Here is a 24408-nt window from a genome sequence, read left to right as displayed (position 1 = left end):
CTCGGCTCCGCGACCACCGATTTCTTCTGCAGTTCAGTTGCCTGGAAGCGGATCGTGTCTGAGCCTAAGAGATCCGTTTGAGCAGCTCGGGGCCCATAAGCACCTCGCCGCGTTCGAGTTCCCCGATGACATCGACCAACGTTCTCAGTCGCGGGGTAAGAACTCCCTGCTCTGACGCGATCGCGATGACCGGTTCATACTGCGACGGCACCTCGGTCGGGCGTTTGCGGACGTTGATATCGCGCCAGATCCCCGAGCGTGTCTTTGTCTGTCCCTCGAGCCATCGACAGAGGGAGTCGAACGCCGATTCGACGACTCGCTCGGGCCTTCCATCCCGGTAGTCGTCGGGGGTGAAGGCGTCGAAGCTCTCGAGCCGGATGCCGAGCTCGTCGGAGATTGCATACACTTCACGTGCCAGACCGAGCATCGTGGCACGATTCGAATCCACGACCGAAGCCATGTCTTCGTCGACGAGCGAAGTTGCGGTGAGCATCGCCCCGAAGGCGAGCTTGGACCAGAGGAAGCCGGAGACGTTGCCGCTGACAATCGGCCTGCCCCAATGTGCAAGGTCGGCAGCGAGTTTTTCGACCCTCGGCCGAATGACTCCGTCTGCTTGGAGGTTCGCTTCAGCTCTCTCTGGAGTACGCGAACTGCATTCCCTATCGGCGCACTCCGCGGAGAACTCTCCGAAAGCGATGGTTCCGATACCACCGTCCTTGATCACGCCAGGCTGGAGGACATCGGCGAAGAGGTCGACAAAGGCGATGACAGTGCGTTCGATCCCGATGTGTTCGGCGATGGCAGCCTCGTTGAGGCCGTTCTGCAGTGAGGCGACGTAACCGTCTTCTCGCAGTCGAGGCGCAATCCACTCCATTGCCGAAGAAGTTGCCTGGGATTTCACGGCCAGCAGAACGGGACCGAGTTCCTCGGGTGCATCGACGGGGTCGAACGCAGGAAGGTCGACACTCAGAGATTCCTCGGGCCCCTCGATCTTCAGTCCCGAGCTGCGGATTGCAGCAACGTGTTCGGTGTCCGCATCGACGATCTGGACCGGATGACCGGCCAAGGCGATGTGTGCGGCGAGCGTTCCGCCAATCGCGCCGCCGCCGACGACTGTGTAGATTTCAGATGGCGCTGGTGTTTCTGTGGTCACTAGTTGCGGTCCTCTTTCTCATTATCACTGCCACCGAAGTGGGAGATATTCGCTGTGTGCAGTTCGGACTCGATCTCCGTGCGAGTCTCAGGCCAGTGCAGAGGGAGGTGGAGTGCGCCGGCTGCAGAGCCGCCATCGACGCGCACTATCTCTCCGGTCACCCAGCTGGCGTCTGCGGACGCGAGCCAGAGTACAGCTCGCGCGATGTCATCAGCCCGTCCCTTACGCCCCAGTGGGTTGATGGATACTGCTTCGACATAGTCGTCGGTGAGTCTGTTGAGCTCGCTGTCGACGACGACGAAGCCGGGCGCGACGGCATTGACGCGAATGCCGAACTCACCGAGTTCGAGAGCACTTGCTCGGGTGACCATCTCGACGGCCGCCTTCGACGTCGAGTACGGTGCGGCTCCAGGGCGTGCACGCAGTGCCGCTCCAGAGGAGATATTGACGACGGCAGGAAGACCGGGAGGCATCTCCTGGTCGAGACGGCGTACCTGTTTGGCGAACTCGACAGTCAGCAGTTGAGGAGCGCGAACGTTGATCGCCTGCACGGCGTCCCATACTTCTGCGGTGATGTCGAGAAACGGAACTGCAGGATAGACACCTGCGGAGTTGACGAGTACATGTACCGGAGCGATCGCGAACGAAGTTTCCACCACCGAGGTGAGGGCAGATGGGTCGCGCAGATCTGCAATGATCGGGGTGGCTTCTGTGCCTCCTCGGCGAAGCTCGTCACAGAATGCTCTCAGGGCAGCCTCATCGAAGTCGACGAGGGTGAGGCGAGACCCACGAGTGGCGTAGGTGCGGGCGATCTCCCGGCCGATGCCGCTGGCGGCACCGGTGATCAGAACATGTGGTGCGAACGGTGTCATACGAGCTTCTTTCCCTTTGTCTCAGGCATTGTGAGATAGACAGCGAGGCCGATGGCAGCGGCGACAGCACAGTAGATCCATACCTTGTCCCCAGCTCCGATGTCGTTCATCCACGTGATGATGTATGGAGCGGTGCCTCCGAAGATAGCTACTGCGAGGGCGTAGGGGAGGCCGATACCGGTGGCTCGGACCTCGGGTGGGAACTGTTCCGCCATGATCACGGCGCAGTTGGCGGAATATCCGAGCAGCAGCGTCATACCGATGAGTTCGACAACAAGGAAGATCCAGAAATTGTTGTCGAGGAAATTGAGCAAGGGGAACGCCAAAACAAGGAATCCAGCAGCGAAAGCCGACATCGTCGGTTTCCGACCGATTTTGTCCGAAAGGAGACCGACGAAAGGAAGCGCGCAGATGAAATAGGCGATGGCAATGAAATTCGCGGTCAGCGCCTGATTGAGCGGCAACCCTGTCGCGACATGCGCGTAGGTAGGCAGGTAGGAGACCCAGATGTAGTAGAGCAGCGTGCCGGCGATCGTGATTCCGAAGACGCGTGCGACAGCACCGGGGTGTTGCGTGAACATCGCTAGGTATGAGCGCTTCGGCTCATCTGTCGACTTCTCGGCTTTGACCGCTTCGAAAGACTCTGACTCGGCCACATTGGACCTCAGCCAGAGGCCGAACAAGCCCAGTAGCGCACCGAGGGCGAAAGCGAGACGCCATCCCCAAGAGTCGAGGGCCTCAGAATCGAGCGCCGAAGTGATGACCGCTCCGATTCCGGCGGCCAAGAGGCTGCCCGCCCCCACGGAAACCTGCTGCCATGAACCAGCGAATGCACGGCGTTGAGGTGCAGCGGCCTCGACCATGAAAGCCGAGGAAGCACCGAATTCGCCTCCGGCGGAGAACCCTTGGAGCATACGAGCGAGCACGAGGATGATCGGTGCGAAGATACCGATCATCGAGTAGTCGGGGGTGATGGCGATGATGGCCGAGGCGCCCGCCATCAGGCCGATGGTCAGTGCCATTCCCTTCTTTCGACCGTGTCGGTCGGCGAAGTTGCCGAGAACCGCAGCTCCGATCGGCCGCATGATGAAGCCGACAGCAAAGACCGCCAGGGTAGACAGGAGAGCGACCGCTGGGTCGCCGGCCGGGAAGAAGTGCACGGCGAAGACGGACGAGAAGGTCGTATAGATTGCCCAATCGACCCACTCGACAGTGTTGCCGACGGCTCCAGCGAGCAGCGCCTTGCGGCCCTTTGGGGACAGCTTTGTCTCGTGTGGTTGATTGGTCTGTGGTGCAGTGGACATTTCTGGGCCTATGCTTTCGCGAAAGTGACGGCACGTCGTTGATGCCGTCGGGGACAGAAGTCAGGATCGACCAGACGGCAGATCTGTGGTGGAACCAGGAGCCATGTCGATGATGTGTTGGGCGAGGTCAGCGTGGGTACCGAACCAAATGTTGTCGAAGGACCGGATGTGGCTGAGAAGCCGGTCGACCATCGCTAACCTTGAACGATGACCGCTGATATGCGGATGCAGAGTGAGTTCGAACATGCTGCCGGCGGTATAGGCGGCTTCGAATTCGTCTATCCAGATCCGCTCGACTTCGTAGGGCGACAGATGGGGTCGAAGGCCCCCGAAGCGATCCATCATGAAGTAGGGTGCATCATCTCTGACCCACTCGACGGGGATCTCGATGATTCCGGTCGGTGTGCCGTCGGCGTCGAGTTCGTAAGGTTCATCATCGGCCATAAGAGAGGAGTCATAGACGAGGCCGAGTTCTTTGATGACATGGAGCGTCGAATGTGAGAAGTCCCAGGACGGGGTGCGGATGCCGATCGGCCGAGTGCCACTGAGCTTCTCGAGTGTGTCAGCTGCTCGCCCCATGAGGTCGAGCTCTGCCTCATAGGGCAACTGTGTATTGCGCTCGTGAATCCATCCGTGTACGGCGACCTCGTGTCCGCCTGCCACGTAGGCGTCGATGTCTTGAGGGTGCAGCAGGGCGGAGACGGCGGGTACGTAGAAGCTTGTCGGCACCTCGTGGCGCGCGAGCATTTCCAGTATTCGCGGCACTGCCGAGCGGCTGCCATACTCTCCCTGTGCTAACGAACCCGGTGAGGTCTGGCCGTCGCGAAGGTATGGAGTTTCGTGGTCAGAGTCATAAGAGATGAGCACGGCGCACTTCGCAGCGTTCGGCCAACGTCGAGCAGGATCGCCGTGGACGAGCTTGCGTCCTGCGCGAACACGGTTGACCTCTCTCCGCCAAGTCTCTTCAGGCCATTGCCAGGGCGCTGTCGTTGTCATATCAGTAGGTAGTGAGGTCATTTCCGTCTCCTCTGGTTTGTTGTTTGGTTGTGCTTCGCAGCTGTTTGAGGCGGGTGCCAATGGATGGCGCTGTGGCAGCGCTGAGGCTCGGCGCATTTTCCCGCGACTGCAGGCCCCATCTCTCACCGACGGGGTTGGAGATACTCAAGGGGGTCGAGCGGTTGTCCATCGGTTGCGTACCGGCCGTTCTCGAGTGTTGTCCAGACCCGTTTGTGCACTGCTGTCTGGACGCAGATGTCTGCCGTGCGAATGCCTGGCATTGAGGCGAGTACCTGTGTGGAGAACCGGAAAAGCTCGGCTCGATCGCGGACGATGAACTGACCGACCAGGTTTGACCGGCCCGTGGTGGCGGTGAGGTACTTCGTCGCAGGGTGTTCGGCGAGAGTTGATGCAGTTTCCATGAGGAAGCGTGGTTCGACTTCCAGCCACAGAAAGAACTCGGTAGTGAAGCCATAGTGAACCGGTTCGACGAGGATACGGAAGTCGAGAACCCCGGACCTATGCAGTTGGTCGATGATGCGAGCGGCGGTGTTCTCCGACTTGCTGATCGCAGTGGCCAGAGCGCCGAGGCCAGTCCGGCCGTCATGCATGAGCATCCCGAGCACCTTGGCCTCGGAATCCGTCAGGTCGATGTGGGGCGCCGGCTCGGTTTCGATCGGAGCCAGACGTGTGGGGTCGGCAGATTCACGCGGAGGAGCCCAATCTTGGCCCGAAGCGAAGGCATGAGTGATGAGGAGGCTTTCAGCAGTCGCAGAAGTGCCTTCGGTGATCTCGCCGACTAGCCGGCCATAGTCCGTCCCCTCGGGCAACACCATCTCCGCGGTGATGTCGACGCTTCCGAGGAGCGTCGCGAAGAAGCGCACCTCTGGCCGAGTGCGGAGGCGTGAGACGAGCTCCGGGAGGTCCGCGTGGGCATTGGACAACCGCAGAAAGACGGGCATCCCCATTCCGAGTCGGGCAACATCGGTGGCCCCGACGACGCGAATGGTGCCTGTCGAATGCATTGCTTCGTATCGGCGGCGGACCGTAGCGGCGGAAACGTCCAGCTGCTCGGCGACTCTGGACCACGGTGCTCGACCGTCCCGGTGAAGGATGTCGATGATCGTGCGGTCGATGGGATCGAGAAATGTCGACGGCGTTGTGCGTTGGTTCACAAGATGATCATATCCGTCATAATCGTTAATTCAAGTGCTCATTTGCTTCAAGAGAGATACGGCTGATGACGGTAAACGAGACTTACTGAGGGTTACCTGATGCGAACTTCATGAATCTAAGCCGTTGGCTGTACCGGATGATCGCAGTCCCCGCGCGGACTCCGCGAGGATTCACGTCCCGTCTACCCGCGCATCACCCGGAACTTGCACAGGCCGCCTAATCTGGGCGCCCTAGTACTCATCGTTCGGTCGCCTAAGCAGCAGCTGAGCAACGCCACCCGCAGTCTCCGTGGAGGAGTTCTGAAATGCCCATCACCCTCGCCACACCCACTTCCGATCCCTCATCCCGCGACCTCAACGCCGGCGCCGCCGACAATGTCATCGATTCTGCCCGAGTCCGGGTCCCGCCCCTGGTCATCGCACACCGTGGTGCGTCGGCCGATTGGCCGGAGAACACGATCCCTGCGTTCATTGCCGGCATCGATCAGGGCGCGGACATGATCGAAACCGACGTCCACATGAGCGCCGACGGCGAGCTCGTGATCATGCACGACACCACCGTCGACCGCACCACCGACGCCCGCGCCCTGTACCCGAATCGCGAAGACCGCAGCATCGCGGGCATGAATGCCGCCCAGATCGCCACGCTCGACGCGGGGAGCTGGAGGGGCGAGGAATTCGCAGGTGTCCGCGTACCCCGCCTCGCCGAGGTGCTCACCCTCGCCCACGACACCCGCACCGGTCTGCTGCTCGAGGTCAAACATCCCGAAATGTATCCCGGAATCGCCGAGGCGATCGTGGCCGCCCTGCGTGCCGTGCCGAATTATCTCGACCGGGCCTTGGCCGCGGGCATGCTCGTGGTCCAGTCCGCGAACTGGGCATTCGTCGCCGAGTTCCACACGCTCGCCCCGGAGATCCCGGTCGGCGTGCTCGGCCGCCCCTGCCCGGACGAACTCCAGGACTTCGCCGACTGGGTCGACCAGGTCAACCCCGAATTCTGCGCCGCCGACGAGGACTTCCTCACCGCCATCCACGAGCTCGGAATGACGAGTCTGGTGTGGACCGTCGACGACCTCGGCGAGATGGAACGGGCCATCGACGTCGGCGCCGACGGCATCATCACCAACGCCCCCGACCGCCTCGTCGAAGTCGTCGAAGCCCTCTGACGACCGAGTGTGAGTCTCCCCGCCGACCGTGAACCGGCAGCACCGGTCACTCGTGCGGGGCGCGTGATGCGTCGCTGAGCGCTGACCTCCAGGTTGAGGGATCGGTCACGGGGAAGCGGCGGCCGGTGACCTCCTCGGCGAGGATTCGGACGAAGTGATTCTTCGTTCCTGGTTGCAGCGGGGAGAGGTCGAGGGAGACGGTGTCGCGCAGCTCGTCAGGAGCGTTGATCTCCTTCGCGTCGCCCTTGACGACGACGCTGAACGCGGTCTCATCCTCGACGCCGTCGATCTCGAAGGCGACGCGTGGATGGTCGCGGATTGCTTCGATCTTGGTGCCGTCTCCAGTGCGGATGGCGAGTGCGGAATGTTCGATGGTGAAGTTCACCGGGAAGATCTCCGGGCCCTCGACGCCGATGACGGCCAGGCGGCCGAGGGAGGTGGACCGCAGGAGCTCCCAGCAGTCCTTGGCATCGAGAGTCCATGATGGTTCGGCGCTCATTGTCGTTCTCCTGTCCCGCAGCGGCGGTCACCGGGATCGGTTCCCTCCCCGCTGAGTTCTACATAGTGTAGAAGAATGTCGGGCGCGGGGGAAGAGGGACCGCAGGGCGGGCGATGCAGTCTCGCCGGGCAGTGACGAGGACTGACGCCGCCATGTGCTCATCGTTGTGCCGCCGGGAAGGGTGGAAAGGTCATGCCGGGCGTCTGCTGGGCTTCGATCGTCGGGAGGTCACGGCATCGACGGTGACGATCGCCAGGACGAAGCTTCCGATCGTGAACAGGAGCATGCCTGCAGGACCGGACGGGTAAGGGAGGTCGAGCGCGGCCCCGAACTCGACCGCGACGAGGGTATACTGCAGGCAGAACCAGAGGCCGCCGGCAATGGCGAGGAACGTGAGGACGTGGGCCAGCCGGGGACGGCGGCGATGTGGGTCCGGCCCGACAGCCGGCGCCGGGGCCGGCAGCGAACGTGCGACCGCGACCGCTCGAAGAGCGTAGACCGCTGCGACCGAGCCGATGGCTGCGGCGACGGCGAAGACGACCTCACCGAAGTTCATGAGCAGCGGTGCCGTCGTGATCGGCAGCCGCAGAATCCAGGCGACGATGACGACGGCGACCGCCGCGAACAGGACGATTGCGGCAGTTTTGCCGCGGCGGGCCGTCCTCGCGGCGAGTCCGGCAACGGCGTCGTCCGAGTCTCCGGGTGGAGTCACGACTCGTGAGACCGTGACGGCGAGAACCTGGGCGATGACGAGCGGGTAGACCACGTCGGCGATATAGAGGACGAGTCGGAGGATCGCGAAGAATCGTGATTCGATGTCGAGGCTCGTGAACTGGTCGGTGAAGATCGACGTGAGAGCCGCGAGCGTGAAGTAGACGACCGTGATGACGATGAAGACGCCACGCGAAATCGACTTCAGGCTCCGGCCGACGGCGACAGCGGCTGCGCCGGCCACGAGGATGAGCACGACCTGCAGGAGGCCGAGATCGGGTCCGGTGAGATCCGCAGACGACTCGGCTGCGCCTGCCGACCTCGCGCCGACCCACGTCACGATGAATACGACGAAGGCGGCGACCGTGAGGTTCAGGCCCTTGTCATCCATAGGTGCGGGCGCTGGCTGTGGCGCGGGTGCGGCCTGAGAAGCCTGCGAAGCGGCGGTATCGGAAGGCTCTTTCGGGGTCGAACTCATGGCCCCCATACTTCCATGAAAACCAGTTGCCTTGTTGTGCGGGCTGCGGTTGCCCTCGCACGTCGTCGCGCGAAGTGAGACGCTGGGGGGCATGCCGAATGAACTCGCCACCTCGACCAGCCCCTACCTGCGCGCGCACGCCGACAATCCCGTGGACTGGCGGATGTGGTCACAGGAGACCCTCGCCGAGGCGGCCCGCCGTGACGTCCCCCTCCTCATCTCGATCGGGTACTCCACCTGCCACTGGTGCCACGTCATGGCACACGAATCCTTCGCAGACGAAGCAGTCGCGGCGCTGATGAACGACCGCTTCGTTCCGGTGAAGATCGACCGGGAGGAGCTGCCGGACGTCGACGCCTACTACATGAACGCGCTGCAGGCGATGACCGGTCAGGGCGGATGGCCGATGACGATCTTCGCCACCCCGAGCGGCAGTCCCTTCTATGCCGGCACCTACTTCCCGCCCGCACCGCGGGGAAACCTGCCCGCGTTCACGCAGGTGCTCTCGGCCGTGTCCGCTACGTGGACCGACCGCCGCGACGAAGTCGACCAGATGACCGCGCGCATGGACCGCGGATTGGCCGAGATGGCCGATGCCGTGACCAGCGCCCTCCCCGCCGAGGCGGCCGCGGAGTCCCTGAGCCCCGATGAGCTCGATTCCGCCGCCGCTGCCCTCCTCGATTCCTATGATCCGGCGTGGGGCGGATTCGGCGGTGCCCCGAAGTTCCCGCCGATGATGAACGTCCTTCAGCTTCTGGCCGCGTTCGTGCGTTTGGGCGGGACCACCTCGGCGAACAGGGGAGCGGGCAACGCCGCCTCGGCGAGCTCGGGAAGCGCTGGAACCGCCTCGGCGAACGAGGAATCGGGCGACGAACACCCGGTGGATCGGGTCCGGGCCGAGGGCCGGCTCGACTGGCTCGGCGCCGACGGCCACCTGACCGGCGACCTCGTCCTCGACTGCCTCATCGCGGTGCGCAGCACGCTCGCGCGGATCGCCAGCGGCGGCATGCGCGACCAGGTGCGCGGCGGGATCGCCCGCTACAGCGTCGATCGGCAGTGGTTCGTGCCGCACTTCGAGAAGATGCTCTACGACAACGCCCTCTATCTGCGCGCCGTCGTCGCGTGGGCGAAGGTGGAACGCGCCCTCGACCCGGGCTCGAAATGGCTGGCCCTGGCCGAACGCGAGATCGCCGATACCGCGAACTTCCTGATCAGCGACCTGTCGACCGATGACGGGTTCATCGCCGCTCTCGACGCGGATTCGCTCAACTCTTCGGGAGTCTCCGAAGAGGGCGCGGCCTACGTCTTCACCCCCGAGGAATTCGCCGAGGCGGGGCAGGCGGGCCTGCTCGGGCTCGTCGATTCGCCGGCCGGGGGCGAGCTGTCCGGCCAGGTGGTCGCGGCCGTGCGCATCATCGACTGGCTCGGCATGGAGGACGTCCCCTTCGACGCCGACCATCCCGCGCCCTGGGCCATCGAGGAGACACGGCGGCAACGCGAGGTGCTCGACTCCGTTCGCGCTCGCCGTCCGCAGCCGGCCCGGGATGACAAGATCATCACCGAATGGAATTCCCTGGCCATCATTGCCCTCGCCGAGGCGGCCCTGTACAAGGGTGTCGAAGCAGAGGAATCCAGTGGTGCGGATGATGCTGCCGCGGCGGCGGAAGACGCCGCGGATCCGGACGACGCTGCACAGTCGACGGTGGGCAACGCCACGGGGGCAGCGTGGGGGAGGACCGCGGTGCGGTTCTGGACGGCGATGCATGACCGGTTCGAGGATGCTGGGACACCGGATTCGGCGGGGGCCTCCGATTCGGCCGACGCAGCCGGATTCGAGGTGCGGCGCAGCTTCACCGACGGAGAGCCGGGGCCCGGGCGGGGCGGGCTCGCCGATTGGGCGCAACTCATCACCGCTGGGATCACGGTCCGGCAGCTGTCGGGCGGGGCCGCCTCGGTGACGGTGGAGGACCTCGTCGACCTCGGTGCGACGATGCTGCACCTCTTCACCTCCGAAAAGGAGGACGGGGTCTTCGAGGCGGTCGATTCGCTCGGTGACGGCATCATCGATGTGAAGTCCGCGGACCCCGTCGACAACACCGTGCCGTCGGGACGATCGGCGGCCGCCGAGGCGGTGCTGCTGCTCGCCGAACTCGGCGTCGAAACGGCGGCAACCGGTGATTCGGAACCCGGTGGGGCAGAGCGATCGGGTCAGGGCGCCGCGCTGGATACCGGGCGGCTGATGGAGGTCCGGGATCGGCTGCTCGGGGTCTACCGGGCCCTCGCCGGACAGGCTCCGCGCGGGTGCGGCCACGCTCTGTGGCAGGCCGAGCGAGCCCTGTCGCCTGTGCGAGTCGCCACCGCCGACGATGCGCTGCGGGACATCGCCGCCAAGCATCCGTCGCTGACTCTGCTCACGACCTCGACCGGGGTGCCGGGACCGGACGGCCGTGAGGTCGAAGTCCCCGCGGGGACGGCGATCGTGTGCCGGGGCACCTCGTGCTCACTGCCGGTGGGAGCCCCCGCGGAGCTGGAGGAGCTGCTGGGGCGGTAGGGCTCAGCGTTCGAGGCTCAATCCCCGGTACCGATCGAGAGCGGCGGCGATCTCCTGCCGGCGTGGCCGGGTCAGATGGCCAGGGTGATCGCGATGCCCCGTGATTCCGTCGAGGCCCTGAGCATCGAGCATGTCCTCGACCTCCGCCAACGCTTCGGTGAGCGAAGTCCGTCCGTCGAAGATCTCCGCAAGGTACTCGAGGGTCTCGGCCACTCCCGATGCCTGCTGAGCGTCGACGAGTTGGGCGATGGCCATGAGGTCGATGAAATCGCGGCCGAACTGGATCCGGTCGGACCCCTTTGCGCGGGCCGACTTCGTCTTCGACGCAGGACGCAGCGCCTTCGGCGTCGGCACACGCGGTGCGGCGGTGAAAGCCGGGGAGTCTGAAACGGTCTCGGTGCCGCGGTTGAGGTCGGCAGGGGTGTCTGAGTCGGCTGCAGCCGGGTCGAGGTCGGCGGCGGTGACCCCGACGAGGTCGTGCGCCTGTTCGGTGACTTCGCTGGGCACATAGGCGTCGAGGGCGATGACGTGGTCGGCGACTTCGAAGAACGCGCTCGAGCCGCCGGCGACGAGCACCGTCGACACTCCCTGCCTGGTCAACAGCGGACGGACGCGGTCGACGAACGGGGTGATCGGTTCCCGCTTCGCAGGGATGAGCGCGCGCATACGCTCGTCGCGGATCATGAAGTTCGTCGCCGAGGTGTCCTCGTCGATGAGCAGAGTACGTGCCCCGGCCTCGACCGCTTCGACGAGGTTGGCCGCCTGCGAGGTCGATCCGCTGGCATTCGTTGTCGAGAAGAATCTCGTGTCAGTGCCCGACGGTAGGTTGTTGATGAACGCCGAGATGTCGTCGCCGGCCACGGCGCGACCGTCCTCGGCACGAATGGAGGTGGCAGTCGGGTCGCTGATGACCCATTCGCGCCCGTCGCCTGCGATATGCGGGTAGACGCCGCGTTCGAGCGCGCGCAGAATCGTCGACTTCCCGTGATAGCCGCCGCCGACGATGACGGTGACTCCGCGTGGAATGCCCATACCGGTGACGCTGCGACCGCTTGAGAGATCGACCGTGTGTTCGAGTTCGGGAGGGGAGGTGAAGGCGATCGCATCCGAGGATTTCATCGGCAAGTCCGAATCCCCGGACGTCCGCGGCAGAACCGCACCGTTTCCGACAAAACCGATGAGTCCCGCCTCGCCGAGGTGGCTGCGCAGTTCCAGCTGATCCCGGTGCAGTCGGACGTGGTCGGCGAGTCGGTGGGCAGTCGGGTTGTGCGCGTCCGCGTCGGACCAGCGGTCGAAGAGGAAGAGCCGTTCGGCGAACTCGGGCAGATCGCGGGTGAGGATGTCGGCTGCCTGGTGGCCGAGGATGCGGCGACCGCGGGCGGGCAGATTGACCAGCAGTCGTGCCTCGAAACCGGCGTCGTCGATGAGGATGTTCGTCCTCTCGAGGATCTCCTGCCCGGGGTGGCCGAGGATGAGCGCACGCTGCTTGAGCTCCGAGAGCACCTGGTTTCCGGCACGGAGCAGATAGTCGGACGCGGCGATCCGATCGGCACGCTCGGTGGTGAGATCCAGGGGGAACTGCGCATCAGCGCGGTCGATCCGGACCCGGACCTTCGACGGGGAGGCGAACGGGTCGGCCTGGACTCGGTCGATGAACACGGTGACCGGTCCGAAGCTGTAGCGGCCGCGGATCTGTTTGAGATTGCCGTAGCTGCGACCGTCGAGATTGTGCAGAGTGGAGGCGAGATTCGACTGATGTGAACTCATTGGACACATGCTACTTGGTGCAGATGACTGCCTACTCGGTCGCTTCGGGTTCGAGGCCGTAGAACTGGGCCGCGTTGGACCAGAACACAGCATTCGCTTCGGCAGGAGTGAGCACCTGGCGAAGGAGCGCGAAATCAGCGTCGACGAAGGGACGGCGAGCCCGAGTCGACGGCAGATCCGTGCCCACCATCAGCGCACTGGGGTCGGTGTCGACGATGCGGCGGACCACCTCGGCGGGGTCGAGCTCCACCCGGCCGAAACCGGTGGCCTTGACTTTCACCCCGGCTTCGACGAGGCGCAGCAGGGTGGGCAGGCCGTCTTCATGCATGCCCAGATGGTCGATGCTCACCGCCGGCAGTGAGGCGATGCGTTCGGCGAGATCCTCGTCGATGGTGCGGGCGTCGATATAGAGCTCGGCATGCCAGCCGACGAGATCATGGACTCTCCGGGCGAAGCTGTCGAGAGCATCCAGCGTGGCCGAACCGCCGCGGGCGATATTGAACCGCAGTGCCTTGATCCCCGCCTCGTCGAGGCGTCGGATCTGATCATCGGTGGTCTCGGTCGGCAGTTGGGTGACGCCGACAAAGCTGCCGCCGAGTTCACGCAGAGCCTCGATGAGGTACCCCTGGTCGAAGCCCTGGAACGATCCGGACACGACGGCACCTCCGGCGACCTCGACTCCGACCTCGGGCAGGCTCTGCAGCCGCGCCCGGTAGTCGGCGACCGTGAACGGATCGGGCAGATACCCGTTGTTCTCGATCAGCGGATGGTTCGGATCGACGATATGCAGATGGGCGTCGAAGGCACGCTGAAGCTTGCTCATACCGTCAATCTACCCGGCCCGGCTCTGCCGTGGCGTAGGTGGAGAGCGGCTCTCGGAGTCTCATTGTTCGGTACTGCGGATAACGATCCCATCAAGGGTCTCGAACTCACGGTCGATCGACCTGGTCATGTCATTGCCTCGGTATATTGTGAGGGAGTTCACATAGAGGTGAACGAGGCAGAGCCGATCGACGGTGATCGTGCCTGCTCTCTCCGAACATTTGGAAGGATGAGGATGTCCGGACGCACTGCCGAGGCCGCTCCGACAGGCCGGGCGCAGCAGACCGACGTCGACGAGCTCATCGCACAATACGATGAGGAGCTGCCGCAGCGCACTCTGACGCGACGACTCGACCTCGGGGTCGGCATCGTCTGCTTCGTCGTCTCGCTGTTCGTGCTCAACCAGGTGTTCTTCCCGCTGCGGCAGGGCAACCAGTTCTACCTCATGTGGTTCCTCGCGTTCGTGCTGCCTTTGGTCTTCATCTGTTACCGTCCGGGGTTCGGGCGCAAAGCGGAAGCGGCCGACAGGGCCGCGGAAGCGACTGAGCAGGCAAGGGCCGCCTCACCGGGAGACGGTGCGGACGCGAAGATCTCGGCGGGGGCCACCTCGGCGACATCGGGCAAGAAAAAACGGGCGAAGAATGACAACCCTTCGATCATCGACTGGGTGCTCGTCGTCGGCACCTTCCTCACCTGCGCCTACCCGGTGCTGCCGTTCTTCTCCGGCGGATTCAACGAGTTCCTCAACCGGCAGGGATCTCTGACGACGCTCGACGTCGTCATGGGCGGAGTCCTGCTGTTGCTCATCCTCGAAGCCACCCGCCGCACCACGGGCCTCATCCTGCCGATCTTCTGCATCGTCTTCTTCCTCTACAGCTACTACGGTGCCTACATCCCCGTGAACTGGCCGGGCTCGCACGCCGGGCAGAACTTCGACCAGATCGTCAACGCCCTGTACAACGACGCCTCCGGCTTCTACGGCATCCCACTGGACGTGGCCGCAACCTACATCGTGCTGTTCACCATCTACGGAGCCGTCCTCGACAAGACCGGCGCCGCGAGCTTCTTCATCGACCTCAGCTTCTCCCTGTTCAAGAAGTCCAAGGCGGCGCCCGGACGCACCGTGGCCCTGTCCGGATTTCTACTCGGCACGGTCTCCGGCTCGGGCACGGCCACGGCAGTCTCCCTCGGCGCGGTGACCTGGCCGGTGCTCAAGAAAGCCGGCTATCCGAAGGAGAACGCCGGCGGCATGCTCGCCGCCTCCGGCATCGGCGCGATCCTATCCCCGCCGACATTGGGCGCCGCGGCCTTCATCATCGCCGAGCTGCTCAACGTCTCCTATGGACTCGTCCTTCTGTGGGCGGTCGTGCCCACCTTGCTGTACTATCTCGGCATCTTCCTCGCCATCGAGATCGACTCCCGGAAGATCGAAGTCGACTACGTTCCGCCTCCGGGGCTGCGTTCGTGGCCGATCTTCAAGAGAGGCTTCTACCACTTCATCTCCCTGGGCATCATCGTCGTGTTCCTCGCCCTCGGCATGGCACCGTTCAAAGCCGTCGTCTACGCGACACTCGTCGGCATCGGATTCGGCATCATCGAGATCATCCTCGCCCGCCTCGGCGAACCCGCCACGATCCTCCGCGCCGTCTGGGACGTGTTCTACGGGGCGCTGTCGACGGGCATCCGCTCCGTGCTGCCGGTGACCAGCGTATGCGCGGCCGCAGGCATCATCGTCTCGACGATCACGAAGACCGGACTCGGCCAGGTCATCTCCGACATCCTCATCAAGGGAGCGCAGGCATTCTCGGACGACCCGACGGTGATCCTGATCCTCACCTGCATCTTCGCCGCAGTGGCCGTGACGGTGCTCGGTCTGGCAGTGCCGGTGACCGCCTCGTTCATCATCAGCTGGGTCATCGTCGGCCCTGCCCTCATCACCCTCGGCGTCCCCGAGGCGGCGGCCGCGATGTTCATCTTCTACTACGCAGTCCTCTCCGAGGTCTCCCCGCCGACGGCTCTGGCGGCGGTCGCCTCCTCGGCGATCACCGGGGGCCGTGTCATCGCCACCATGTGGCAGGCCTGCAAGTATGCGATTCCTGCGTTCCTCGTACCTCTGGCCTTCACCTTCACTGCCGAAGGTGCTGCGTTGGTGGCCCAGGGCGGGTTCATCGGTGCGGTCTGGACCTTCCTCGTCTCCGCCTTCGCAGTCGCAGCCTTGGCGGCGGGCGCAGGCGGGTGGATCCTCCGCCGTGCCGGTTGGCCCGAGCGGATCCTGTGCTTCCTCGCGGCCGGCGCACTCCTCTACCTCCAGCCGCTGTCGATGATGGTCGGCTTCGCGGCCCTCGCTCTGGCCGTCGTCATTCACCTGATCCTCCGACGCAAGCCGGCGGCCGCCTCCGCGACGGGGACTGCGGTACGAACGACCGCCTCGGCGAAGGACGAGGTTGCAACGACCGAAATCGGCACGGGCGAATCCGACGACGAACCACCCTCGACCGGAACACCGGCCGGGACCAACTGAGAAAGGGACGAAGTCCATGAAGCGAACAAAGACGTTCTCGGTCGCTGCGGTCGCCCTGGCCGCGGTGCTGACGATGAGTTCATGCGGTGGGAAACGCGAAGCCGAACCCGCCGCCGAAGGCGGGGACGGCTGCACGGCGGCGTCCGGGCAGATCACCATCGCCACGGGCAACTCGACAGGTGTCTACTACGTGCTCGGCGGCGGGCTGGCGCAGGTGATCTCGGATAATTCCGATCTCAAGGCGACCGCCTCGGAGACCGGCGCATCCGTGCAGAACCTCCAGCAGCTGTCCAGCGGCGACTTCGACATCGCGTTCTCCCTGGCCGATACCGCAGCCGATGCGGTCTCCGGCAATGCGGACTTCAAGGAGGCCGAGGACATCTCGGCGCTCTCGCGCATCTACGACAACTACACTCACGTCGTCGTGCGCAAGGACGCGAAGATCGATTCAGTCGAGGACTTCAAGGGCAAGACGATCTCGACCGGTTCGCCGAAGTCCGGCACCGAGGTCATCGCCAACCGTCTCATCGAATCCGCCGGTCTCAAGGACGGTGATGTGACCAAGCAGCGCCTCGACCTGTCGAAGACCGTCGACGGGATGAAGGACGGCACCATCGACGGCATGGTGTGGTCCGGAGGTCTGCCCACTGCCGGTGTCACCGACCTGTTCACCTCGAACGGCAAGGACGTCGAGATCCTCGACATCTCCGACATGGAAGGCAAGATGAAGGAGATCAACCCCGTCTACGAGGTGGCCGAGATTCCCAGTGACACGTACAAAGGCGTCGACTCGGTGAAGACGATTGTCACTCCGAATGTGCTCATGGTCCGCAACGATATGGATGAAGGCACCGCCTGTGCACTGACGAAGCTCATCTTCGACAAGAAGGATGAACTGGTCAAGGTGCACGCAGCGGCCAAGGAGATCAACCTCGACACCGCCGAACCGCCGGAGCCGATCACGCTGCACCCGGGTTCGCAGAAGGCGCTCGACGAGCTGAACAAGTAGCTCCGACCCGTCCTTTCGCTCGTTCAATGCGCAGCGCGTCTGTCGATTCGTGCACCGTTCGATAGACGCGCTGCGCCTTGAACGACAAGCTGGCTTCAGGAGCCCTGGAGGAACGCCTTCGCAGCGGCGCCGAGTGCGACGACATCGGAGACCGCGACCATCTCGCGGGCCGAGTGCATCGAGTACAGGGCCGGTCCCACATCGACAGTGGTCATGCCCAGACGGGTGGCAGTCAATGGCCCGATCGTCGACCCGCACGGCATCGCATTGTTCGACACGAAATCCTGGTACTCGACGCCGGCGGCCGCGCACGCCTGCGACCACACCGCCGTGCCCACCGCATCCGTGGCGTAGCGCTGCTGAGCGTTGAGTTTGAGCAGGGGCCCGCCGCCGAGGCGGGGCCGCACATGCGGATCATGGCGTTCCGGATAGTTCGGGTGGGCGGCGTGCCCGGCATCGGAGGAGACACACACCGAGGTGGCCATCGACGCGAGATAGTCGCTGCGCGTCGACTGCGGCAGCAAGGAGGCGATGATGCGCTCGGTGACATCGGCGAGGAACGGACCGCACGCACCCGAACGCGAATTCGACCCGATCTCCTCGTGGTCGAAGGCCGCGAACAGGGGGATGCCGTCGAGCCCGTCGGCATCGAGATGGGTGAGCGCGGTGACACCCGCGTGGACGGACAGCAGGTTGTCCAGCCTCGGCGAGGCGAAGAACTCCTCGGCGGCGCCGAAGAGGGCCGGCTCCTGTGTGGGAATGGTGTAGACATCGTGACCGACGATGGTTTCGGCATCGACACCGGCAGATGCGGCGAGCAGCTCGATGATGTCCGCCTCGGCGAGCTCGGCCAGGCCGATGACGGGAGCGGTATGACGCTGCTTGTCCAGGGCCAGGCCCTCGTTGACCTGCCGGTCGAGGTGGATCGCGAGCTGCGGAATGCGGGCGATCGGCCCGGTGCGGGCGAGTACGACGCTGCCATCGGCGAGGCTCAGGCGACCGGCGAAGGAGAGCTCACGATCGAGCCAGGAATTCAGCAGCGGACCGCCGTAGATCTCCACCCCGACCTGACGGGTGCCCTCCGATGAGTACTCGCTACCGGGTTTGAGTTTGAACGCAGGAGAATCGGTGTGGGAACCGAACACCCGGAACCGGGGAGCCGCCTCGGTGACAGTGGGATTCATCCACGCGATGAGCGCGCCGTCCCGGATGACGTAGTGCGCGGTCCCGGGCGTCAGCGCCCAGGGAACGGACTCCTCGAGGCGGGAGAATCCGGCCTCTTCCAGGCGCTTCGCGGCAGTGGCCACGGCATGGTAGGAGCTGGGAGAGGCGCTGACGAAGTCGCCGAGGTCGGCCGCTGTCGTCGCGGCCGCGTCCGGTCTCGGGAGTGATCCATTCATTTCCCCAGCCTATCGTTTGCGGTAGTTTGGAGGGGAAGAAGATCAGGTCTCAGACTCGGGTTGCCACCGGGTCTGAGAGACAGGCGGGGGCAGCGACCCTGCGACCGCACCAGCGACGGCAAGGAGTGTTCGACGTGAACCAGTTCGTGACGGAGTGGAACACCTGGCGCGACTCACGGAACTCGGCACTGGCGAAACCGTTCGGCTGGCTCAGCGTCGTCGGACTGCACTGGCTCGACACCGAATCGACCTGGACCGACGCCTCCGGCACCTTCACCGTCAAGGACGGGTGGGTCACTGTGTCGTTGAATTCCGGAATCAAAGCCGGCCCCGCGGCCGAGACGTTCGACCTGCTGAGCAAGGTCGACAACAGCGGAGCCGGGACCTTCGGCAGTGCTGGGGTCAACGGTGCAGGGCCGACCCGGGCGACCAGCCCGGCAGTGCCCAGCGACACCTCGACCCTGCCGACGGTGACGGACCAAGCCGATGCCGGTGCGGGCAGCGCGGCTGGGGCCGACGCTGCAGATGCCGATTCTTCCGCCGAGTCTGTCGCCGGATCGGATGCTGGATCCGGCGGACACGAAGCCGTGCCCGCCCGACCTCAGGTCCGCGTCGAGGAGAACGGGTTCAGCGCGAAGCTTCCGGCCGGCGGATCGCTGAACTGGTTCACCGTCGGCAACGTCCTCTACGAACTCATCGATCGGGGCGGCCGCCTCGGTGTGCGTGTGCGCAATTCGAAGTCGCCGCTGCTCGGGAAGTTCTTCGAGGTCCCGGTCTTCGACCCGGACCCGGACTTCGTCTTCCTCGCCCGGTTCACCCGATTCGACCCCTTCAGGACCTTTACGATCGAAACCGCTCAAGAGGACCTGCAGCTGCAGACGCAGGCGGCGGGAATCGTCACCTTTGAGACCCAGCACGGCGAGGTCAGCCTGCTCGCCACCGGGTGCCCGAAGACCGGGCTCCAGCTGGACTTCCACGATTCGACGAATGGGAGCACCACCTCGGCGTGGCGGACCATCGACCTCGGAGTGCCGAACCAGGACGGGTCGCTCGTCATCGACTTCAACCGTGCGGTCAACTACCCGTTCGCGTTCACCTCGTTCGCCACCTGCCCCGCCCCGATCGAGGGCAACGTCGTGCCCTTCGACGTCACCGCAGGTGAGCGCCGTCCTCCGTTCTTCTACTCGGAGGCCGGGATCAACGTGCCGTTCCTCTTCTACGTGTGGTGGGACGAGGAGAGCGCCGAGGTGACCCGCCCCTGGTACTCGCGCTTCGGCCTCGACATCACCATCCTCAACCCCACCCACGACGATGCGCGGGTCTCCCTCGTCGGCTTCGACGGAGTCGCCATGTCCGGCGGGGATCTGTCTCCGCTGGGGCGCAAGGCCCGGTCGCGGCTCATCGACGTCGCCACCGAGGCAATGACCTCGCGGATTCCGGTCATCGGCATCGGCGCGTACTCCGCGTTCGTCATCCAGGCCCAGCGGGAGCTGCGCTCACAGCAAGGCTATGTCGATGGCATCGAGACCGAATACTCGGCCCCCGAGGACCGTCTGCTCATCGTGATGAACAACGAGCTCGACCCGAAGCAGGCCGGTTTCGACATCGTCCACACCGACGCCAGCGGGCTGATCTACGTGGAGATGCCCTTCGACATTCCGCTCGAATCCGATCGCACCGAGGTCGAGGACTTCCAGGCGGCGATGGAATCCGGGGACTCGATCACGAGCTGGCAGGAATTCGACTACCGCATGGTCGCCCTCATCCGCCACCACCGCTGAGCCCAGCCGCCCCACGCTCCCAGAACTACCTGACGGCGGCTCAGCAACCTCGCGCAAGGTTGCTCGGCCGCCGTCAGGTAGTAATTGGGAGGGTTACCAGATGGTGACTCGCGATTCCGGGGGCAGGTACATGCCGTCGTCCTCGCTCACTCCGTAGGTGTTGTGGAAGGCAGTCATGTTCTTCACCACCTGGTTGCAGCGGAACTCCTCCGGCGAGTGCGGGTCGATCGAGAGGCGGCGCACACGCTCCTCGGTGCGCATCTTCGACCGCCATGCCTTCGCCCAGGCTTCGAAGAACGCCTTCGCCTGTTCCGGGCTCGGCGTCACCGGCACGCCCGGAGTGCCCGCCCGTTCGCCGAGTTCGAGCTCGAGCGCCTTCCACCCGATCGACAGACCACCGAGGTCGCCGATGTTCTCGCCGACCGTCAGCGCCCCGTTGACGTGCTGGTTCGGCTCGAGACCGGTCGGAACCAGCTCCTCAAACTGGGCGATGAGTGCCTTCGTGCGCTCCTCGAACAGGGTCCGATCCGATTCGGTCCACCAGTCGACGAGGTTGCCGTCCCCGTCATAGCGCGATCCCTGATCGTCGAAGCCGTGCCCGATCTCGTGGCCGATGACCGCGCCGATCGCCCCGAAGTTCGCAGCCACGTCACCCGAGGCGTCGAAAAACGGCGGCTGGAGGATGGCTGCGGGGAAGACGATCTCGTTCATCACCGGGTGGTAGTAGGCGTTGACCGTCTGCGGGGTCATCAGCCATTCCGTGCGGTCGATGGGTCCGCCGATCCGCTTCACCTGCCGCACATGCTCGGCCTGCGAGCAGCGGCGCACATTCCCCACGAGGTCGGCGGAGTCGATCGCGGCCGGGTACTCCCGCCACACCTCCGGATAGCCGACCTTCGGTGTGAACTTCGAGAGCTTGACCAGGGCGCGTTCCTTCGTCTCCTCGCTCATCCAGTCGAGTTCGCGGATCGACTTGTCGTAGGCCTTGATGAGCATGCCCACCAGGTGGTCGATCGCGTCCTTCGCAGTCGGCGGGAATTCGGCGGCGACGTAGAGTTTGCCCACGGCCTCACCGAGGTAGCCCTCGACGAGGCTGACTCCGCGCTTCCAGCGCTCCCGCAGGGCCGGCGTGCCCGAGAGGGTGCGGGAGTTGAAGTCGAAGTTCTCCTCGACGAACTCGTCGGAGAGCAGCGAGGCGGTGTCGGAGACGACGACGAAGCGCAGCCAGGTCTTGATGGTCTCGATGTCGGTCTCCGCCCACACCTTCGCCATGCCGGTCACGAACGAGGGCTGGGAGACCACGAGGTACTTCAGGTCGGCCGCCTCGGCCGTGAGGAGGCCTAAGTAGGAGTCGAAGTCGAACTCGGGGCCGAGGTCACGCAGCTCGGAGATCGAATACTTGTTGTACGTCTTCTCCGCATCACGGCAGGCCACCCGGTCCCAGTGGTGGCGGGCGAGCTCGGTCTCGAACGCCATCACCTTGGCGGCCACCTCGGCGTCGGAGATCATCCCGGACTTCTCACCGATCCCGGCCAAGGCCGCGATCTTCTGCACGTGGGCGAGGAACTTCGCGCGCACCTCGGCGTGGTCGTCGTTGAAGTAGTAGTCCTCGTCGGGCAGGGAGATGCCGGCCTGGACGAGGTAGAGGGCGTAGACGTCGGAGTCCTTCGCATCGGCCGTGACGTACCCGCCGAGGACTCCGCCGATGCCTTCGGTCTCCAACCGGGCCAGCAGAGCGGCGAGTTCTGACTTGTCCTCGGCGGCGTCGATAGCCGCGAACGTCGAGTTCAGCGGGTCGACGCCGAGTTCGTCGATGCGCTCGACGTCCATGAATGAGGTGAACAGGTCGGCGACCTTCTGCCCTTCGGAGCCGGGCTCCTGCGGGGCGTCGGTCACGGAGGTGATGATGTCGCGGACCTTGGTCTCGGCGGTGTCGAAGAGCTCACGCATGGCTCCGTCGCCGGCCCGGTCGTCGGGGATCGTGAACGAGTCGATCCACTCGCCGTTGATGTGCTGGTACAGGTCGTCCTGAGGCCTGATCGAGGTCTGTGAGGTTTCAGAAGTCATGGCCCAACAGTATCGTGATCAGTGCCGGCGGCGATCGTCGTCGCGCACCCGCCTGTCGTGGAATGAGGAGCAGCGAATGAGTCTGGCGTCCGTCGTGTTCGTGTGCACCGGCAACATCTGCCGGTCCGTCGCCGCCGAACGTGTGCTCGAGCATCACCTTGCCGGCACCGGCGCCGAGGCGATCATCGATTCCGCCGGAATCAGCGACGAGGAGGCCGGCAACCCCATCGACCGACGTCAGGCGCGTGTGCTCGCCGACGCCGGCTACCGCACCGACGATCACGTCGCCCGGCAGATCACGCCCGAATGGTTGGCCGAACGCGATCTGGCGGTGGCGATGACCGCCCGCCACTATCGTGCCCTGGAGCGGATGATCTCAGGTCTTCCCGCCGAGGCGGCCCCGGAGCTGCGGATGCTGCGCGAGTTCGATCCGCGGGTGTCAGGGGTCCATGAAAGCGCGGGACGGGACGCCACCGCGGCCGGGGGCGGTGACGGACGGGCCGCCTCGGCGAGGTCCGACAGTGCACCAGCACCCGACGTGCCGGACCCCTGGTACGGGGAATTCAAGCATTTCGAAGAAACTCTTGAGACAATTGAAGTGTCCGTGCCGGGAATCACGGATCGTCTGCGCGCGCTGGCCGCGAAAACTCAGTGATACTGGTAGGCACAAGCTTGCTGACACGACCGATATCGCAGGTACGCCTCGAAGGAGAAACTCTCATGACTCGACTCATGACACGACAGAACTGGTCCGCTCTCAGGCTGGGCTTCGCCGCCCTGCTGGTGGCTGCGATGAGCGTGTTCGCGTTCGCTCCCGCCGCCAGCGCCCATGACCAGCTGGTGTCGTCGAATCCTGAGGACGGTGCCGAACTCGACCAGCAGCCCAAATGGCTCGAGATGACCTTCTCCGGCGAGATCCAGGAAGTCGGCTCCGAGGTCACCGTCGTCGTCGACGGCAAGGACGTCTCCGCAGGTGAGCTCACCGTCGAGGGCAAGAAGCTCAGCGTCGCCCTGCCCGATGACCTCAAGCCCGGCGATTACACGGTCACCTGGCGCGTGGTGTCGCAGGACGGGCACCCGATCTCCGGCGACTACTCGTTCGCGATCAAGGATTCCGAAGGGGCCGGCGGTGAGGTCGAGGAGTCGTCCGGAGAGTCGACGAAGGCCGGGCTCGGCGGCGGAGTCGTCGACGAGCCGGGCAAGGACACCGAGGATCGCGGCGAGATCGGCGAGTCCACCGGCAGCGATTCCGGAATGTCGACGCCGATGATCGTGCTGCTGTCCGTGGGCGGCCTGGCCATCATCGTCATCGTCGTCCTGCTCATGCGCCGCAAGTCCCAGGGCCTGCCCGGAACCAAGGACAACTGAGCGAGCAGTCCGGCGACCGACGCAGCACGTCTGTCACGAGGCCCCGAACGCGAAGAGCGTTCGGGGCCTCGGTCGTACCTGCGGCGCGGGCGAGCCCGGCTGCGGAACATAAGACCCTAGAGATTTTCGGTTATTGCGAATATCATTGACACATGACGGCCTCCGACGAGAAGACCACGTTTCCCGCGAAGCATTCGGAGTATGCCCGAATGCGGGAGATGCTTCGGTCGAATTCATCTCTGACTCTCGGGGCCGGAGGAGCGGACTTCGTGGCCGTCCCTGACGAAGTCGCCGAGATATTGGACAGTGTGCTTTCAGTGCTTGAGAACGGTGACGCTGTCGCCGTATCGCATCGGAGTCAGTCCCTGACCACCCAGCAGGCGGCCGAGACTCTGGCAATCTCACGGCCGACGTTGATCAAGTATTTGGAACAAGGCGAGATTCCGTATGAGATGCGAGGGCGGCACCGGAGAGTGCTGCTTCGGGATGTCCTCGATTTTCAAAGCAGGAACCGTATTCGCCGGCGAGAGCGCCTCGACGCGATGGAGGACGATGTTGACGACTATCGACCGGTTCGAGACGCGGGATTCTCGGAGACGCGGTGACCACAGTCAAGGTGTTGATTGACGCCTGCGTGCTGATTCCGATCAACTTATGTGACGTCTTTCTGCGCCTGGCTGAGGCTGACCACTGGCGGGTCTTGGCCGAAGGCAGGCATTCGATGCCGAGCGAAATCTTCCGCACCGGTGAGTGAGTAGCTCTCTTGTG

Annotated in this window: 20 protein-coding genes; 9 read left to right on the top strand and 11 right to left on the bottom strand. The window is 64.5% G+C overall.

Annotated features, from left to right (window positions below; all coding sequences use genetic code 11):
• Nucleotides 1-64: 64 nt before the first annotated feature.
• From GUY37_RS16770 to GUY37_RS16750, 5 genes are all read right to left on the bottom strand, one after another.
• Nucleotides 65-1153, bottom strand: a complete 1089-nt coding sequence (locus GUY37_RS16770) for a ketopantoate reductase family protein (RefSeq protein ID WP_166827976.1) — start codon at nt 1151-1153, stop codon at nt 65-67.
• A complete protein-coding gene (locus tag GUY37_RS16765) occupies nt 1153-2025 on the bottom strand; it encodes an SDR family NAD(P)-dependent oxidoreductase (RefSeq protein ID WP_166827973.1) in 873 nt (290 codons plus the stop codon). The genes GUY37_RS16770 and GUY37_RS16765 overlap by 1 nt, the downstream gene beginning before the upstream one ends.
• Complete coding sequence (locus GUY37_RS16760; protein ID WP_166827971.1) at nt 2022-3329, bottom strand: MFS transporter; 1308 nt, start codon at nt 3327-3329, stop codon at nt 2022-2024. Before GUY37_RS16760 ends, GUY37_RS16765 begins: the two co-directional genes overlap by 4 nt.
• Nucleotides 3330-3389: 60 nt before the next feature.
• Complete coding sequence (locus GUY37_RS16755; RefSeq protein ID WP_208094891.1) at nt 3390-4325, bottom strand: polysaccharide deacetylase family protein; 936 nt, start codon at nt 4323-4325, stop codon at nt 3390-3392.
• A 143-nt stretch (nt 4326-4468) separates the two neighbouring features.
• Entirely contained in the window at nt 4469-5500 is a 1032-nt protein-coding gene (locus GUY37_RS16750; protein ID WP_166827969.1) for an Lrp/AsnC family transcriptional regulator, read from the bottom strand.
• 305 nt (nt 5501-5805) lie between these two features.
• Here GUY37_RS16750 and GUY37_RS16745 point away from each other — a divergent pair, with 305 nt between their 5' ends.
• Nucleotides 5806-6666, top strand: a complete 861-nt coding sequence (locus tag GUY37_RS16745) for a glycerophosphodiester phosphodiesterase (protein ID WP_166827966.1) — start codon at nt 5806-5808, stop codon at nt 6664-6666.
• Between the two features lie 46 nt (nt 6667-6712).
• Here the strand turns inward: GUY37_RS16745 and GUY37_RS16740 are convergent, their stop codons facing one another.
• Together GUY37_RS16740 and GUY37_RS16735 are read right to left on the bottom strand one after the other, a co-directional pair.
• A complete protein-coding gene (locus GUY37_RS16740; RefSeq protein ID WP_166827963.1) occupies nt 6713-7165 on the bottom strand; it encodes a pyridoxamine 5'-phosphate oxidase family protein in 453 nt (150 codons plus the stop codon).
• 190 nt (nt 7166-7355) lie between these two features.
• Nucleotides 7356-8354 carry a hypothetical protein gene (locus tag GUY37_RS16735; RefSeq protein WP_166827961.1) on the bottom strand — a complete coding sequence of 333 codons (999 nt, stop codon included), beginning with the start codon at nt 8352-8354 and terminating at the stop codon, nt 7356-7358.
• A 91-nt stretch (nt 8355-8445) separates the two neighbouring features.
• Between GUY37_RS16735 and GUY37_RS16730 the strand changes: the two genes are divergently transcribed.
• Complete coding sequence (locus GUY37_RS16730; protein WP_166827959.1) at nt 8446-10905, top strand: thioredoxin domain-containing protein; 2460 nt, start codon at nt 8446-8448, stop codon at nt 10903-10905.
• Between the two features lie 3 nt (nt 10906-10908).
• On the opposite strand, the gene GUY37_RS16725 is transcribed toward GUY37_RS16730, so the two are convergent.
• Both GUY37_RS16725 and GUY37_RS16720 read right to left on the bottom strand, forming a co-directional pair.
• Nucleotides 10909-12672: an ABC-ATPase domain-containing protein gene (locus GUY37_RS16725; protein WP_166827956.1), complete on the bottom strand. Its 1764-nt coding sequence runs from the start codon at nt 12670-12672 to the stop codon at nt 10909-10911.
• Between the two features lie 31 nt (nt 12673-12703).
• Nucleotides 12704-13495, bottom strand: coding sequence for an amidohydrolase family protein (locus GUY37_RS16720; protein WP_166827954.1), 792 nt, complete (start codon nt 13493-13495; stop codon nt 12704-12706).
• Nucleotides 13496-13729: 234 nt separating this feature from the next.
• Between GUY37_RS16720 and GUY37_RS16715 the strand changes: the two genes are divergently transcribed.
• Both GUY37_RS16715 and GUY37_RS16710 read left to right on the top strand, forming a co-directional pair.
• Entirely contained in the window at nt 13730-16015 is a 2286-nt protein-coding gene (locus tag GUY37_RS16715) for a TRAP transporter permease (RefSeq protein WP_166827951.1), read from the top strand.
• Nucleotides 16016-16031: 16 nt separating this feature from the next.
• Nucleotides 16032-17024 (top strand): TAXI family TRAP transporter solute-binding subunit, encoded by a 993-nt coding sequence (locus tag GUY37_RS16710; RefSeq protein ID WP_166827949.1) that lies wholly within the window; start codon nt 16032-16034, stop codon nt 17022-17024.
• A gap of 95 nt (nt 17025-17119) precedes the next feature.
• On the opposite strand, the gene GUY37_RS16705 is transcribed toward GUY37_RS16710, so the two are convergent.
• A complete protein-coding gene (locus tag GUY37_RS16705) occupies nt 17120-18424 on the bottom strand; it encodes a M18 family aminopeptidase (protein ID WP_166827946.1) in 1305 nt (434 codons plus the stop codon).
• 134 nt (nt 18425-18558) lie between these two features.
• Here GUY37_RS16705 and GUY37_RS16695 point away from each other — a divergent pair, with 134 nt between their 5' ends.
• Nucleotides 18559-20205 (top strand): DUF1684 domain-containing protein, encoded by a 1647-nt coding sequence (locus GUY37_RS16695; protein WP_228278230.1) that lies wholly within the window; start codon nt 18559-18561, stop codon nt 20203-20205.
• 93 nt (nt 20206-20298) lie between these two features.
• Here the strand turns inward: GUY37_RS16695 and GUY37_RS16690 are convergent, their stop codons facing one another.
• Complete coding sequence (locus GUY37_RS16690; RefSeq protein WP_166827944.1) at nt 20299-22272, bottom strand: M13 family metallopeptidase; 1974 nt, start codon at nt 22270-22272, stop codon at nt 20299-20301.
• A gap of 76 nt (nt 22273-22348) precedes the next feature.
• Between GUY37_RS16690 and GUY37_RS16685 the strand changes: the two genes are divergently transcribed.
• The 4 genes from GUY37_RS16685 to GUY37_RS16670 all read left to right on the top strand — a co-directional run bounded on the left by GUY37_RS16685 (nt 22349) and on the right by GUY37_RS16670 (nt 24394).
• On the top strand, nt 22349-22927 hold the full coding sequence (locus GUY37_RS16685) for a low molecular weight protein-tyrosine-phosphatase (protein ID WP_166827942.1): 579 nt from the start codon (nt 22349-22351) through the stop codon (nt 22925-22927).
• 65 nt (nt 22928-22992) lie between these two features.
• Nucleotides 22993-23640: a copper resistance CopC family protein gene (locus GUY37_RS16680; RefSeq protein ID WP_228278229.1), complete on the top strand. Its 648-nt coding sequence runs from the start codon at nt 22993-22995 to the stop codon at nt 23638-23640.
• A gap of 152 nt (nt 23641-23792) precedes the next feature.
• The gene (locus tag GUY37_RS16675; protein ID WP_166827939.1) at nt 23793-24245 is read left to right on the top strand and encodes a helix-turn-helix domain-containing protein; all 453 of its coding nucleotides are present in this window, start codon (nt 23793-23795) and stop codon (nt 24243-24245) included.
• A complete protein-coding gene (locus GUY37_RS16670) occupies nt 24242-24394 on the top strand; it encodes a hypothetical protein (RefSeq protein ID WP_166827936.1) in 153 nt (50 codons plus the stop codon). The genes GUY37_RS16675 and GUY37_RS16670 overlap by 4 nt, the downstream gene beginning before the upstream one ends.
• Nucleotides 24395-24408: the final 14 nt, after the last annotated feature.

The organism is Brevibacterium limosum, from assembly GCF_011617705.1.
Lineage (GTDB): Bacteria > Actinomycetota > Actinomycetes > Actinomycetales > Brevibacteriaceae > Brevibacterium > Brevibacterium limosum.
Note: the sequence above shows the minus strand (reverse complement) of the source record. Positions and strands in the feature narration are given on the sequence as shown.

Bases quoted from the DNA above. Each gene is read 5' to 3' on its own strand.
- GUY37_RS16765 (WP_166827973.1), bottom strand. From the start codon at position 2,025: ATGACACCGTTCGCACCACATGTTCTGATCACCGGTGCCGCCAGCGGC.
- GUY37_RS16760 (WP_166827971.1), bottom strand. From the start codon at position 3,329: ATGTCCACTGCACCACAGACCAATCAACCACACGAGACAAAGCTGTCC.
- GUY37_RS16755 (WP_208094891.1), bottom strand. From the start codon at position 4,325: ATGACAACGACAGCGCCCTGGCAATGGCCTGAAGAGACTTGGCGGAGA.
- GUY37_RS16745 (WP_166827966.1), top strand. From the start codon at position 5,806: ATGCCCATCACCCTCGCCACACCCACTTCCGATCCCTCATCCCGCGAC.
- GUY37_RS16740 (WP_166827963.1), bottom strand. From the start codon at position 7,165: ATGAGCGCCGAACCATCATGGACTCTCGATGCCAAGGACTGCTGGGAG.
- GUY37_RS16735 (WP_166827961.1), bottom strand. From the start codon at position 8,354: ATGAGTTCGACCCCGAAAGAGCCTTCCGATACCGCCGCTTCGCAGGCT.
- GUY37_RS16730 (WP_166827959.1), top strand. From the start codon at position 8,446: ATGCCGAATGAACTCGCCACCTCGACCAGCCCCTACCTGCGCGCGCAC.
- GUY37_RS16725 (WP_166827956.1), bottom strand. From the start codon at position 12,672: ATGAGTTCACATCAGTCGAATCTCGCCTCCACTCTGCACAATCTCGAC.
- GUY37_RS16720 (WP_166827954.1), bottom strand. From the start codon at position 13,495: ATGAGCAAGCTTCAGCGTGCCTTCGACGCCCATCTGCATATCGTCGAT.
- GUY37_RS16715 (WP_166827951.1), top strand. From the start codon at position 13,730: ATGTCCGGACGCACTGCCGAGGCCGCTCCGACAGGCCGGGCGCAGCAG.
- GUY37_RS16710 (WP_166827949.1), top strand. From the start codon at position 16,032: ATGAAGCGAACAAAGACGTTCTCGGTCGCTGCGGTCGCCCTGGCCGCG.
- GUY37_RS16705 (WP_166827946.1), bottom strand. From the start codon at position 18,424: ATGAATGGATCACTCCCGAGACCGGACGCGGCCGCGACGACAGCGGCC.
- GUY37_RS16690 (WP_166827944.1), bottom strand. From the start codon at position 22,272: ATGACTTCTGAAACCTCACAGACCTCGATCAGGCCTCAGGACGACCTG.
- GUY37_RS16685 (WP_166827942.1), top strand. From the start codon at position 22,349: ATGAGTCTGGCGTCCGTCGTGTTCGTGTGCACCGGCAACATCTGCCGG.
- GUY37_RS16680 (WP_228278229.1), top strand. From the start codon at position 22,993: ATGACTCGACTCATGACACGACAGAACTGGTCCGCTCTCAGGCTGGGC.
- GUY37_RS16675 (WP_166827939.1), top strand. From the start codon at position 23,793: ATGACGGCCTCCGACGAGAAGACCACGTTTCCCGCGAAGCATTCGGAG.